Genomic DNA, 14154 nt, shown 5'->3' with positions numbered 1-14154 from the left:
CACCAGGCCTTTTCGTCGGCAGCGTCAGATGTTTATAAGAGACAGGTGAAGTTGCTGACAATCCGGGTGCGGGGTGGTCGGTTGGCGGCTTTCGTGGCAATCCTGGGAAGCATGGCCGCCCCCCGCTCGCCGCTGTCGCGGCTGTTCACCGTGCTGCTCGCCGGCTTGCTGGCCGGGCTCGCCCTCGCGGTCGCCGCGCTGCCGGGCAATCTGTTGCTCGGGTTCGCCGCCCGCTCCGCGATCGGCACGTACGCCGCGTTGCCCGACGCGCTGCGCACCCCGGCCACCCCGCAGCGCTCCTACCTCTACGCCAACGACGGCAAGACGCTGATCACGACGTTCTACGACGTGAACCGCACCGACGTGGCACTGGCGGACATCGCCCCGGTGATGCGGCAGGCGATCGTGGCGTCCGAGGACCGGCGGTTCTACGAGCACGGCGGCGCGGACCTGCGCGGCCTGGCCCGCGCGCTGGTGGCCAACGTCAAGGGCGGCGGCACCGAGCAGGGCGGCTCGACGCTGACCATGCAGTACGTCCGTAACGTCCTCAAGACCGACCCCACCCGCACCGCCGAGGAGCGTGCCGCCGCCACCGATCCCACCGTCGGGCGCAAGCTCCAGGAGATCCGGTACGCGAGCGCGCTGGAGCAGAGCCTCAGCAAGGACGAGATCCTCAACCGGTACCTGAACATCGCCTACTTCGGCTCCGGCGCGTACGGGATCGCGGCGGCCAGCCAGCGCTACTTCGGCAAGCCCCCGGCGACGTTGACCCTCGCCGAGTCGGCCCTGCTCGCCGGCCTGGTGCAGTCCCCGGACGCGTACAGCCCGATCGACGGGGACTCCGACGCGGCGCTGGCCCGCCGGTCGTACGTGCTGGACTCGATGGCCGCCACCGGGGCGATCACCGCCGCCCAGGCCGCGCAGGCCAAGGCGGAGCCGCTGACCCTGCACCCGACGCAGCAGCCCAACGGCTGCACCGCCGTGGCCCAGGGGCACGACGACTGGGGCTACTTCTGCGACTACCTGCGCCGCTGGTGGGTGACCCAGCCGGCGTTCGGGGCGACCGTGCCGGAGCGCGAGCAGGCTCTGCGCGCGGGCGGCTACACCGTGGTCACCTCGCTGGACCCGCAGATCCAGGCCACCGCGCAACAGCAGGCCACCAAGGTCTACGGGTACGACAACAAGCGCGCCCTGCCGATCGCGGCCGTGCAGCCGGGCACCGGGCAGGTGCTGGCGATGGCGGTCAACCGGCACTACAGCCTGGCCGACAACCCGAATGGGCAGGCCAACTACCCGAACACCGTCAACCCGCTGATCTCCGGCGGCGCCAGCGTCGACGGGTACCAGGCCGGTTCGACGTTCAAGCTGTTCACGATGCTCGCCGCGCTGGAGTCGGGCCGTACCCTCTCCACCGGCTTCGACGCGCCCGCCAAGCTGCCCACCCGGTACGCCGCGGAGGGCCCGGGCAGCTGTGACGGCCGCTGGTGCCCGGCGAACGCCAACCCGGACTGGATGGACGGGTACCGGATGATGTGGGACGGCTTCGGCCGCTCGGTGAACACGTACTTCGTGTGGCTGGCCGAGCAGGTCGGCCAGGACAGGGTGGTGGAGATGGCGCAGCGGCTCGGCATCACCTTCCGTGCCGACTCGGACGCCGCGTTCGCCAAGGACAACGCCGCGAACTGGGGTTCCTTCACCCTGGGCGTGGCCGCCACCACCCCGCTGGACCTGGCCAACGCGTACGCCACGGTGGCCGCCGAGGGCACCTACTGCACGCCGGTGCCGGTGGTCTCGGTGACCGCCGCGAACGGCGACAGGGTGCCGGTCGGGCAGCCGTCCTGCAAGCGGGTGCTCGACGCCGACGTGGCCCGCGCCGCGACCGACGCCGCCCGCTGCCCGGTGGGGCAGCAGTCGCCGTACGGGCAGTGCAACGGCGGTACCGCCACCGGTGTGAACGACATCCTCGGCGGGCGTCCGGTTGCCGGCAAGACCGGCAGCTCGGAGGAGAACGCCACCGAGACGTTCGTCGGCTTCACCCCGCAGGTCGCGGTCGCCGGCATCGCGGCCAACCCGGACGACCCGACCGACTCGGTGGGCTCCGCGGTGCAGGCCAAGGTGATCGACGCGGTTGCCCGGGTCATCGCCACCGCCGTGAAGGGCCAGCCGGAGAAGGCGTTCGTCGCGCCCAGCCGCGAGCTGGCCGGCGAACCCCGCCGCCCGGTCGAGCGGGCCCCCGTCGTCCCGGACCGCCGGTCCGACCAGGACGACCCCCGGTCGCTGCTCCAACGCTGGCTCGACCGCCGGGGCTGACCGCCGCCCAGCCCGTCCGTCGCGATCGTGAAGGTCCGTCCGGTCACGCCTCCCGCCTGGCCGGCGAGTGCGAGATCGCGGGGGCGGGCTGGTCAGCGCTCCCGGCGGCGGGGGCGGTAGCTGGCGAGGGTCGCGGGCAGGCCGCGGCGGATGATGCCGGCCCAGTCGGTGTCGCCGCGCAGCACCGCCGCCGCGGTCTTGCGCGCCTGCTCGGCCGTGAAGTGTGGCGGGAGCATCAGCTCGGCCGGGTCCACCAGCGCGTTGATCACCACGGGCCGGTCGGCGGCGAGGGACCGTTCCCAGATCTCCGGGACCTGGTCCGGTGAGTCGACCAGCTCGCCCTGCAGCCCGAGCACCTGCGCCCACTGGTGGTAGCCGATGTCCGGCAGCTGCTGGCTGTCCGGGAACATCGGCGTCCCCTCGCTGGAGCGCTGCTCCCAGCTGACGAACGCCAGGTCCCGGTTGTTCAGCACCAGCACCACGAACCGCGGGTCGGCCCAGCTCCGCCAGTACTTGGCCACGGTGATCAGCTCGTTGACGCCGTTCATCTGCATCGCCCCGTCGCCGATCAGCGCGACGAGCGGCCGGTCCGGGTGGGCGAACTTGGCGCTCAGCGCGTACGGCATGGCGCCGCCCATGGACAGCAGCGTGCCGGAGAGGCTGGCCAGCATTCCGGGGCGGACCTGCACGTGCCGGGCGTACCAGGCGGTCGCGGTGCCGCAGTCCACGGCGAGCATCACGTCGTCGGGCAGCCGCTCGCTGAGCGTGCTGAACAGCAGCTGCGGGTTGACCGGGTCGGCGGCCTGCTCGGCCAGGTCGCGTTGCACCCGCCGCCACTCCGAGGTCGCCTCGGTGATCTCCGCCCGCCAGGTGGTCGGTCCCGGGCCGGGGCCCAGCTCGCGCAGCAGCGCCCGCAGGGTGGGCGCCGCGTCGCCGGTCAGGTTCACCTCGGTCGGGTAGCGCAGCCCGAGCTGGGTGCCGTCCAGGTCGATCTGCACCGCGCGGGCCTGTCCAGGCGGCGGGTAGAACTCCGAGTACGGCATGTTGCTGCCCACGATCAGCAGCCGGTCGCAGCCGCTCATCAGCTGCCAGCTCGGCCGGGTGCCGAGCAGCCCGATCGCGCCGGTCACCCACGGCTCCCGGTGGTCGACGACGGTGAAGCCGAGCAGGGCGGTGGCCACACCGGCGCCGAGCCGCTGGGCGATCTCGCGGACCTCGTCCTGCGCCCCGAGCGCGCCCTGCCCCACCAGCATCGCCACCCGTTGCCCGCCGCCCAGCACCTCGGCGGCCCGGCGCAGCTCCGCCTCCGGTGGCACGGTCGGCGTGCTGCTCGGCACGTTGCTGGTGTGGTAGTAGCCGTGCGCGTACGGCGGTTCGGGCACGGCCGGCTCGTCCTGGAGGTCCGACGGGAGCACCAGGGCGGTGACGGTACGCCGGGACAGCGCCGTGCGGCACGCCCGGTCGACGAGGTGGCGGACCTGCGCCGGGTGGTCGAGCTGGGCCAGGAACGCCGCGGCGACGTCCTTGTAGAGGGCGAGCAGGTCGACCTCCTGGTAGTAGCCGCCGCCCTCGGCGGTGACCGCGGTGTGCCCGAGCAGGGCGATCACCGGCTGGTGGTCGAGCTTGGCGTCGTACAGGCCGTTGAGCAGGTGGATGGCGCCCGGACCGCTGGTCACCAGCGCGCAGCCCAGCGGCCCGCCGCCGTACTTGACGTGCGCCGACGCGGCGAAGCCGGCGGTCTCCTCGTGCCGCACCTGGACGAACTGGGCCCGCTCGTTGGTGCGTTGCAGCGCGGAGGTGATGCCGTTGATGCCGTCGCCGGGGTAGCCGAAGTAGCGGTGCACGCCCCAGCTGAACAGGCGGGCGACGATGTGGTCCGCGACGGTCGGGTGCTTGGGCATGGTGCCCGCTTCGCCCGGCGCGGTGCGGTCTGGGCTCACCTGGCTGGTCCTTCCCGTCGAGTCCGCTGCGCCGCCCCGCCATTCCCCTTCCTTTCCGGACAAAACGCCCTGGATGGTGTGGGATCGACCGGCTGCGGAGTGCGGGACCGGCCGTCCGGCAGAATCGTCCGGTGCCCGTCCACCAGATCACCGACCCCGACGACGACCGGATCGCCGACTACCGCGCGCTCACCGACGTCGAGCTGCGCACCCGCTGGGAGCCCCCGCACGGCCTGTTCATCGCCGAGGGCGAGCTGGTGCTGCGCCGGGCGCTGCGCGCCGGCTACCCGGCCCGGTCGTACCTGGTCGACGCCAAGCGCATCGACCAGCTCGCCGACCTGGACACCGGCGACGCGCCGGTGTACGCGGCGACGCAGGACGTGCTGCAACGCGCCACCGGCTTCCACGTACACCGGGGGGTGCTGGCGTCGTTCCACCGCCGGCCGCTGCCGACGGCGGCCGAGGTGCTCGCCGCCGCGCGCCGGGTGGTGATCCTGGAGGACGTCAACAACCACACCAACCTCGGCGCGATCTTCCGGGCGGTGGCGGCCCTCGGGGTGGACGCGGTGCTGCTCTCGCCGAGCTGTGCCGACCCGCTCTACCGGCGCAGCGTCCGGGTCAGCATGGGCGAGGTCTTCGCCGTGCCGTACGCGAAGCTGGACCCCTGGCCGGACGCGCTCGCCGAGGTCCAGGCGGCCGGCTTCACCGTCCTGGCGATGACCCCGGCGCCGGACGCGGTGCCGATCCAGCGTCTGGACGCCACCCAGCGGGCCCGCTCGGCGCTGCTGCTCGGCGCCGAGGGCGCCGGCCTGACCCGGGCCGCCATGGACGCGGCCGACGTCCGGGTGGTCATCCCGATGCGCCGTGGCGTCGACTCACTCAACGTCGCCGCCGCCACCGCCGTGGCCTGCTGGGAGCTGAGCCGCGACGACCCGTGGTGAGGGCGGGAACGCCCTCGTCAGCCGATGGGACGCGAGCGCGTCCCGCCGGTGATGGCGCCCGCCGGCGGCGGGATGTCGAGTTCCGGCGTCACGGACGGTAGCGTGGCGGCCGTGTTCCCCACCGTCCGTGAGGTCCTCGCCCTGGACCCGGTCCGCCACGGCGCGCCGCGCGTGGTGGCCGGGGACGCCGGGCTGGACCGGCCGGTCCGCTGGGTGCACGTCGCCGAGGTGCCGGACATCGCCACCCTGCTCGGCGGCGGTGAACTGGTGCTCACCACCGGCATCGGGTTGCCCGGCGACGACGCGGGGCTGCGCGCCTTCATCGGCGACCTGGCCGACGTCGGCGTCTCCGGGCTGGTCGTCGAGCTGGGCCGCCGGTACGTCAGCGGCGTTCCCCGGGTGATGGCCGCCGCCGCCGAACGGCGTGGCCTGCCCCTGGTGGAGCTGCGCCGCGCCACCCCGTTCGTGCGGATCACCGAGGCGGTGCACGCGCTGATCGTCGACGCGCAGCTCACCGAGCTGCGGGCCACCGAGGAGATCCACCAGCGGTTCACCGACCTCTCCGTCGAGGGCGCCGACGCCGCCGAGGTGATCCGGCAGGCCGCCGAGCTGTCCGGCTGCCCGATGGTGCTGGAGAACCTGTCCCGGCAGGTGCTGGGGTACGACCCGGCGGGGGAGAGCGCCGAGCTGCTGCTGGACGGCTGGGAGCAGCACTCCCGACGGATCCGGCCGGCCGGGCGGACCGCGTACGACCCGGACAGCGGCTGGCTGGTGACGGTGGTCGGGGCCCGCGGGCAGGACTGGGGGCGGCTGCTGCTGCGCTGGCCCGCCGGCGGGGAGCCGCCCACCCGACGGGGCAACGGCTCCGAGGCCGCACCCGGCGGCGGGCCGCCGACCCGGCTCACGATCCTCATCGAGCGGGCAGCGTCCACGCTCGCGCTGGGCCGGCTCATCCGCCGCGACGCCGAGGGGTTGGAGCGGCAGATCCACCGCACCCTGCTGACCGCGCTGCTCGACCACTCGCGGCCGGTGGACGAGGTGGCGCTGCGGGCGAGGGCTCTCGGCGTGGTGCTGGAGCGCCGGCACCTGGTCGGTGTGATGGTCCGGCACCGGGCCGACGACCCGGCCGGCGAGGGCGGCCCCGAAGCCGGCCCCGCCCGCCTGCGGGACCTGTCCGAGGCGGTCGGCCAGGCGCTGCGGGAGGCGAAACTGACCGCGCTGACCAGCGCGGTCGACGACCACTCGGTGGGTGCGCTGCTGGCCCTGCCGGACCCGGCCGCCGAGGACCGCGCGCTGTCCGCGTTCGCCGCCGCGCTGCGCCGCGTACGCCTCGACGCCGGCGCGGTCCGCGCGGCCGCTGGCGCGGAGACCTCCCGCGCGATGTCCGGCGCCGACCCGTCCCGGGCTGCCGGCGGCGCTCCCGGCGGGCTGATCGTGGCGGCCGGCTCCGGGGTGGACAGCCTGCGGGAGGCCCGACGGTCCCTCGTCGAGGCGCGGCAGATCGTCGAGGCGGCCCGCCGGGACCGGCGTGACCTGCCGATCTTCCGGCTGCCGCACGTCGGCCTGGCCGGGCTGCTGCACCTGCTGCGCGACGAGCCCCGGTTGCAGACCTTCGTGGAGCGCGAACTCGGGGCGCTCCTGGAGTACGACGCCCGGCACCCCCGGGAGCGGCTGCTCGACACCCTGCGCGCGTACCTGGAGCAGGGGCGCAACAAGTCCGCCGGCGCCGCAGCCGCCCACCTGTCCCGGCCTGCCTTCTACGAGCGCCTGGCCCGCATCGCCCGGATCCTCGACGTCGACCTCGACTCCGTGGAAGCCTCCCTCTCCCTCCACGTGGCCCTGGTGGCCCTGGACGCAGTCCGCACCCCCTAACCCCACCCCGGGCCGGCCCGGGGTGGGGTTAGGGGGTGCGGACTGCGTCCAGGGCCACCAGGGCCACGTGGAGGGAGAGGGAGGCTTCCACGGAGTCGAGGTCGACGTCGAGGATCCGGGCGATGCGGGCCAGGCGCTCGTAGAAGGCAGGCCGGGACAGGTGGGCGGCTGCGGCGCCGGCGGACTTGTTGCGCCCCTGCTCCAGGTACGCGCGCAGGGTGTCGAGCAGCCGCTCCCGGGGGTGCCGGGCGTCGTACTCCAGGAGCGCCCCGAGTTCGCGCTCCACGAAGGTCTGCAACCGGGGCTCGTCGCGCAGCAGGTGCAGCAGCCCGGCCAGGCCGACGTGCGGCAGCCGGAAGATCGGCAGGTCACGCCGGTCCCGGCGGGCCGCCTCGACGATCTGCCGCGCCTCGACGAGGGACCGTCGGGCCTCCCGCAGGCTGTCCACCCCGGAGCCGGCCGCCACGATCAGCCCGCCGGGAGCGCCGCCGGCAGCCCGGGACGGGTCGGCGCCGGACATCGCGCGGGAGGTCTCCGCGCCAGCGGCCGCGCGGACCGCGCCGGCGTCGAGGCGTACGCGGCGCAGCGCGGCGGCGAACGCGGACAGCGCGCGGTCCTCGGCGGCCGGGTCCGGCAGGGCCAGCAGCGCACCCACCGAGTGGTCGTCGACCGCGCTGGTCAGCGCGGTCAGTTTCGCCTCCCGCAGCGCCTGGCCGACCGCCTCGGACAGGTCCCGCAGGCGGGCGGGGCCGGCTTCGGGGCCGCCCTCGCCGGCCGGGTCGTCGGCCCGGTGCCGGACCATCACACCGACCAGGTGCCGGCGCTCCAGCACCACGCCGAGAGCCCTCGCCCGCAGCGCCACCTCGTCCACCGGCCGCGAGTGGTCGAGCAGCGCGGTCAGCAGGGTGCGGTGGATCTGCCGCTCCAACCCCTCGGCGTCGCGGCGGATGAGCCGGCCCAGCGCGAGCGTGGACGCTGCCCGCTCGATGAGGATCGTGAGCCGGGTCGGCGGCCCGCCGCCGGGTGCGGCCTCGGAGCCGTTGCCCCGTCGGGTGGGCGGCTCCCCGCCGGCGGGCCAGCGCAGCAGCAGCCGCCCCCAGTCCTGCCCGCGGGCCCCGACCACCGTCACCAGCCAGCCGCTGTCCGGGTCGTACGCGGTCCGCCCGGCCGGCCGGATCCGTCGGGAGTGCTGCTCCCAGCCGTCCAGCAGCAGCTCGGCGCTCTCCCCCGCCGGGTCGTACCCCAGCACCTGCCGGGACAGGTTCTCCAGCACCATCGGGCAGCCGGACAGCTCGGCGGCCTGCCGGATCACCTCGGCGGCGTCGGCGCCCTCGACGGAGAGGTCGGTGAACCGCTGGTGGATCTCCTCGGTGGCCCGCAGCTCGGTGAGCTGCGCGTCGACGATCAGCGCGTGCACCGCCTCGGTGATCCGCACGAACGGGGTGGCGCGGCGCAGCTCCACCAGGGGCAGGCCACGCCGTTCGGCGGCGGCGGCCATCACCCGGGGAACGCCGCTGACGTACCGGCGGCCCAGCTCGACGACCAGCCCGGAGACGCCGACGTCGGCCAGGTCGCCGATGAAGGCGCGCAGCCCCGCGTCGTCGCCGGGCAACCCGATGCCGGTGGTGAGCACCAGTTCACCGCCGCCGAGCAGGGTGGCGATGTCCGGCACCTCGGCGACGTGCACCCAGCGGACCGGCCGGTCCAGCCCGGCGTCCCCGGCCACCACGCGCGGCGCGCCGTGGCGGACCGGGTCCAGGGCGAGGACCTCACGGACGGTGGGGAACACGGCCGCCACGCTACCGTCCGTGACGCCGGAACTCGACATCCCGCCGCCGGCGGGCGCCATCACCGGCGGGACGCGCTCGCGTCCCATCGGCTGACGAGGGCGTTCCCGCCCTCACCACGGGTCGTCGCGGCTCAGCTCCCAGCAGGCCACGGCGGTGGCGGCGGCGACGTTGAGTGAGTCGACGCCACGGCGCATCGGGATGACCACCCGGACGTCGGCCGCGTCCATGGCGGCCCGGGTCAGGCCGGCGCCCTCGGCGCCGAGCAGCAGCGCCGAGCGGGCCCGCTGGGTGGCGTCCAGACGCTGGATCGGCACCGCGTCCGGCGCCGGGGTCATCGCCAGGACGGTGAAGCCGGCCGCCTGGACCTCGGCGAGCGCGTCCGGCCAGGGGTCCAGCTTCGCGTACGGCACGGCGAAGACCTCGCCCATGCTGACCCGGACGCTGCGCCGGTAGAGCGGGTCGGCACAGCTCGGCGAGAGCAGCACCGCGTCCACCCCGAGGGCCGCCACCGCCCGGAAGATCGCGCCGAGGTTGGTGTGGTTGTTGACGTCCTCCAGGATCACCACCCGGCGCGCGGCGGCGAGCACCTCGGCCGCCGTCGGCAGCGGCCGGCGGTGGAACGACGCCAGCACCCCCCGGTGTACGTGGAAGCCGGTGGCGCGTTGCAGCACGTCCTGCGTCGCCGCGTACACCGGCGCGTCGCCGGTGTCCAGGTCGGCGAGCTGGTCGATGCGCTTGGCGTCGACCAGGTACGACCGGGCCGGGTAGCCGGCGCGCAGCGCCCGGCGCAGCACCAGCTCGCCCTCGGCGATGAACAGGCCGTGCGGGGGCTCCCAGCGGGTGCGCAGCTCGACGTCGGTGAGCGCGCGGTAGTCGGCGATCCGGTCGTCGTCGGGGTCGGTGATCTGGTGGACGGGCACCGGACGATTCTGCCGGACGGCCGGTCCCGCACTCCGCAGCCGGTCGATCCCACACCATCCAGGGCGTTTTGTCCGGAAAGGAAGGGGAATGGCGGGGCGGCGCAGCGGACTCGACGGGAAGGACCAGCCAGGTGAGCCCAGACCGCACCGCGCCGGGCGAAGCGGGCACCATGCCCAAGCACCCGACCGTCGCGGACCACATCGTCGCCCGCCTGTTCAGCTGGGGCGTGCACCGCTACTTCGGCTACCCCGGCGACGGCATCAACGGCATCACCTCCGCGCTGCAACGCACCAACGAGCGGGCCCAGTTCGTCCAGGTGCGGCACGAGGAGACCGCCGGCTTCGCCGCGTCGGCGCACGTCAAGTACGGCGGCGGGCCGCTGGGCTGCGCGCTGGTGACCAGCGGTCCGGGCGCCATCCACCTGCTCAACGGCCTGTACGACGCCAAGCTCGACCACCAGCCGGTGATCGCCCTGCTCGGGCACACCGCGGTCACCGCCGAGGGCGGCGGCTACTACCAGGAGGTCGACCTGCTCGCCCTCTACAAGGACGTCGCCGCGGCGTTCCTGGCCCAGCTCGACCACCCGGCGCAGGTCCGCCACCTCGTCGACCGGGCGTGCCGCACGGCGCTGTCCCGGCGTACCGTCACCGCCCTGGTGCTCCCGTCGGACCTCCAGGACGAGCCGGCCGTGCCCGAACCGCCGTACGCGCACGGCTACTACCACACCAGCAACGTGCCGAGCAGCACGCCGACCGTGCCACCGGAGGCGGAGCTGCGCCGGGCCGCCGAGGTGCTGGGCGGCGGGCAACGGGTGGCGATGCTGGTGGGGCAGGGCGCGCTCGGGGCGCAGGACGAGGTCCGCGAGATCGCCCAGCGGCTCGGCGCCGGTGTGGCCACCGCCCTGCTCGGCTTCACCGTCGTCGACCACCGGGAGCCGTGGGTGACCGGCGCGATCGGGCTGCTCGGCACCCGGCCGAGCTGGCAGCTGATGAGCGGCTGCGACCGGCTGCTGATCGTGGGCAGCAACATGCCGTACTCGGAGTTCTACCCGCCGCCTGGACAGGCCCGCGCGGTGCAGATCGACCTGGACGGCACCCAGCTCGGGCTGCGCTACCCGACCGAGGTGAACCTGACCGGCGACGCGGCGCCCACCCTGCGGGCGCTGCTGCGCGAGCTGGGCCCCGGCCCGGGACCGACCACCTGGCGGGCGGAGATCACCGAGGCGACCTCGGAGTGGCGGCGGGTGCAACGCGACCTGGCCGAGCAGGCCGCCGACCCGGTCAACCCGCAGCTGCTGTTCAGCACGCTCAGCGAGCGGCTGCCCGACGACGTGATGCTCGCCGTGGACTGCGGCACCGCGACCGCCTGGTACGCCCGGCACGTGCAGGTCCGCCCCGGAATGCTGGCCAGCCTCTCCGGCACGCTGCTGTCCATGGGCGGCGCCATGCCGTACGCGCTGAGCGCCAAGTTCGCCCACCCGGACCGGCCGCTCGTCGCGCTGATCGGCGACGGGGCGATGCAGATGAACGGCGTCAACGAGCTGATCACCGTGGCCAAGTACTGGCGGAGCTGGGCCGACCCGCGGTTCGTGGTGCTGGTGCTGAACAACCGGGACCTGGCGTTCGTCAGCTGGGAGCAGCGCTCCAGCGAGGGGACGCCGATGTTCCCGGACAGCCAGCAGCTGCCGGACATCGGCTACCACCAGTGGGCGCAGGTGCTCGGGCTGCAGGGCGAGCTGGTCGACTCACCGGACCAGGTCCCGGAGATCTGGGAACGGTCCCTCGCCGCCGACCGGCCCGTGGTGATCAACGCGCTGGTGGACCCGGCCGAGCTGATGCTCCCGCCACACTTCACGGCCGAGCAGGCGCGCAAGACCGCGGCGGCGGTGCTGCGCGGCGACACCGACTGGGCCGGCATCATCCGCCGCGGCCTGCCCGCGACCCTCGCCAGCTACCGCCCCCGCCGCCGGGAGCGCTGACCAGCCCGCCCCCGCGATCTCGCACTCGCCGGCCAGGCGGGAGGCGTGACCGGACGGACCTTCACGATCGCGACGGACGGGCTGGGCGGCGGTCAGCCCCGGCGGTCGAGCCAGCGTTGGAGCAGCGACCGGGGGTCGTCCTGGTCGGACCGGCGGTCCGGGACGACGGGGGCCCGCTCGACCGGGCGGCGGGGTTCGCCGGCCAGCTCGCGGCTGGGCGCGACGAACGCCTTCTCCGGCTGGCCCTTCACGGCGGTGGCGATGACCCGGGCAACCGCGTCGATCACCTTGGCCTGCACCGCGGAGCCCACCGAGTCGGTCGGGTCGTCCGGGTTGGCCGCGATGCCGGCGACCGCGACCTGCGGGGTGAAGCCGACGAACGTCTCGGTGGCGTTCTCCTCCGAGCTGCCGGTCTTGCCGGCAACCGGACGCCCGCCGAGGATGTCGTTCACACCGGTGGCGGTACCGCCGTTGCACTGCCCGTACGGCGACTGCTGCCCCACCGGGCAGCGGGCGGCGTCGGTCGCGGCGCGGGCCACGTCGGCGTCGAGCACCCGCTTGCAGGACGGCTGCCCGACCGGCACCCTGTCGCCGTTCGCGGCGGTCACCGAGACCACCGGCACCGGCGTGCAGTAGGTGCCCTCGGCGGCCACCGTGGCGTACGCGTTGGCCAGGTCCAGCGGGGTGGTGGCGGCCACGCCCAGGGTGAAGGAACCCCAGTTCGCGGCGTTGTCCTTGGCGAACGCGGCGTCCGAGTCGGCACGGAAGGTGATGCCGAGCCGCTGCGCCATCTCCACCACCCTGTCCTGGCCGACCTGCTCGGCCAGCCACACGAAGTACGTGTTCACCGAGCGGCCGAAGCCGTCCCACATCATCCGGTACCCGTCCATCCAGTCCGGGTTGGCGTTCGCCGGGCACCAGCGGCCGTCACAGCTGCCCGGGCCCTCCGCGGCGTACCGGGTGGGCAGCTTGGCGGGCGCGTCGAAGCCGGTGGAGAGGGTACGGCCCGACTCCAGCGCGGCGAGCATCGTGAACAGCTTGAACGTCGAACCGGCCTGGTACCCGTCGACGCTGGCGCCGCCGGAGATCAGCGGGTTGACGGTGTTCGGGTAGTTGGCCTGCCCATTCGGGTTGTCGGCCAGGCTGTAGTGCCGGTTGACCGCCATCGCCAGCACCTGCCCGGTGCCCGGCTGCACGGCCGCGATCGGCAGGGCGCGCTTGTTGTCGTACCCGTAGACCTTGGTGGCCTGCTGTTGCGCGGTGGCCTGGATCTGCGGGTCCAGCGAGGTGACCACGGTGTAGCCGCCCGCGCGCAGAGCCTGCTCGCGCTCCGGCACGGTCGCCCCGAACGCCGGCTGGGTCACCCACCAGCGGCGCAGGTAGTCGCAGAAGTAGCCCCAGTCGTCGTGCCCCTGGGCCACGGCGGTGCAGCCGTTGGGCTGCTGCGTCGGGTGCAGGGTCAGCGGCTCCGCCTTGGCCTGCGCGGCCTGGGCGGCGGTGATCGCCCCGGTGGCGGCCATCGAGTCCAGCACGTACGACCGGCGGGCCAGCGCCGCGTCGGAGTCCCCGTCGATCGGGCTGTACGCGTCCGGGGACTGCACCAGGCCGGCGAGCAGGGCCGACTCGGCGAGGGTCAACGTCGCCGGGGGCTTGCCGAAGTAGCGCTGGCTGGCCGCCGCGATCCCGTACGCGCCGGAGCCGAAGTAGGCGATGTTCAGGTACCGGTTGAGGATCTCGTCCTTGCTGAGGCTCTGCTCCAGCGCGCTCGCGTACCGGATCTCCTGGAGCTTGCGCCCGACGGTGGGATCGGTGGCGGCGGCACGCTCCTCGGCGGTGCGGGTGGGGTCGGTCTTGAGGACGTTACGGACGTACTGCATGGTCAGCGTCGAGCCGCCCTGCTCGGTGCCGCCGCCCTTGACGTTGGCCACCAGCGCGCGGGCCAGGCCGCGCAGGTCCGCGCCGCCGTGCTCGTAGAACCGCCGGTCCTCGGACGCCACGATCGCCTGCCGCATCACCGGGGCGATGTCCGCCAGTGCCACGTCGGTGCGGTTCACGTCGTAGAACGTCGTGATCAGCGTCTTGCCGTCGTTGGCGTAGAGGTAGGAGCGCTGCGGGGTGGCCGGGGTGCGCAGCGCGTCGGGCAACGCGGCGTACGTGCCGATCGCGGAGCGGGCGGCGAACCCGAGCAACAGATTGCCCGGCAGCGCGGCGACCGCGAGGGCGAGCCCGGCCAGCAAGCCGGCGAGCAGCACGGTGAACAGCCGCGACAGCGGCGAGCGGGGGGCGGCCATGCTTCCCAGGATTGCCACGAAAGCCGCCAACCGACCACCCCGCACCCGGATTGTCAGCAACTTCACCTGTCCCTTATACACATCTGACGCTGCCGACGAAAAGGCCTGGTG

Annotated in this window: 8 protein-coding genes; 4 read left to right on the top strand and 4 right to left on the bottom strand. The window is 74.3% G+C overall.

Annotated elements, in window-relative coordinates; genetic code table 11:
- Positions 1–111: 111 nt before the first annotated feature.
- Positions 112–2310, top strand: a complete 2199-nt coding sequence (locus tag DKT68_RS25405; RefSeq protein WP_407940789.1) for a transglycosylase domain-containing protein — start codon at positions 112–114, stop codon at positions 2308–2310.
- Positions 2311–2402: 92 nt separating this feature from the next.
- On the opposite strand, the gene DKT68_RS25400 is transcribed toward DKT68_RS25405, so the two are convergent.
- Positions 2403–4211: a thiamine pyrophosphate-requiring protein gene (locus tag DKT68_RS25400; RefSeq protein ID WP_109819901.1), complete on the bottom strand. Its 1809-nt coding sequence runs from the start codon at positions 4209–4211 to the stop codon at positions 2403–2405.
- A gap of 122 nt (positions 4212–4333) precedes the next feature.
- On the opposite strand from DKT68_RS25400, the gene DKT68_RS25395 reads away from it, so the two are divergent.
- Positions 4334–5191, top strand: a complete 858-nt coding sequence (locus DKT68_RS25395) for a TrmH family RNA methyltransferase (RefSeq protein WP_407940790.1) — start codon at positions 4334–4336, stop codon at positions 5189–5191.
- A 111-nt stretch (positions 5192–5302) separates the two neighbouring features.
- Positions 5303–7063 carry a PucR family transcriptional regulator gene (locus DKT68_RS25390; protein ID WP_456238189.1) on the top strand — a complete coding sequence of 587 codons (1761 nt, stop codon included), beginning with the start codon at positions 5303–5305 and terminating at the stop codon, positions 7061–7063.
- A gap of 28 nt (positions 7064–7091) precedes the next feature.
- Here DKT68_RS25390 and DKT68_RS25385 read toward each other — a convergent pair whose 3' ends face one another.
- Positions 7092–8852 carry a PucR family transcriptional regulator gene (locus DKT68_RS25385; RefSeq protein ID WP_456238189.1) on the bottom strand — a complete coding sequence of 587 codons (1761 nt, stop codon included), beginning with the start codon at positions 8850–8852 and terminating at the stop codon, positions 7092–7094.
- 111 nt (positions 8853–8963) lie between these two features.
- Positions 8964–9821, bottom strand: a complete 858-nt coding sequence (locus DKT68_RS25380; protein ID WP_407940790.1) for a TrmH family RNA methyltransferase — start codon at positions 9819–9821, stop codon at positions 8964–8966.
- 122 nt (positions 9822–9943) lie between these two features.
- On the opposite strand from DKT68_RS25380, the gene DKT68_RS25375 reads away from it, so the two are divergent.
- Positions 9944–11752 (top strand): thiamine pyrophosphate-requiring protein, encoded by a 1809-nt coding sequence (locus tag DKT68_RS25375; RefSeq protein WP_109819901.1) that lies wholly within the window; start codon positions 9944–9946, stop codon positions 11750–11752.
- Between the two features lie 92 nt (positions 11753–11844).
- Here DKT68_RS25375 and DKT68_RS25370 read toward each other — a convergent pair whose 3' ends face one another.
- Positions 11845–14043, bottom strand: a complete 2199-nt coding sequence (locus DKT68_RS25370; protein ID WP_407940789.1) for a transglycosylase domain-containing protein — start codon at positions 14041–14043, stop codon at positions 11845–11847.
- Positions 14044–14154 lie beyond the last annotated feature (111 nt).

Source organism: Micromonospora acroterricola (assembly GCF_003172955.1).
Classification (GTDB): Bacteria; Actinomycetota; Actinomycetes; order Mycobacteriales; family Micromonosporaceae; genus Micromonospora; species Micromonospora acroterricola.
The sequence above is the reverse complement of the archived record's forward strand: the minus strand, read 5'-3'. Positions and strand labels throughout refer to the sequence as shown.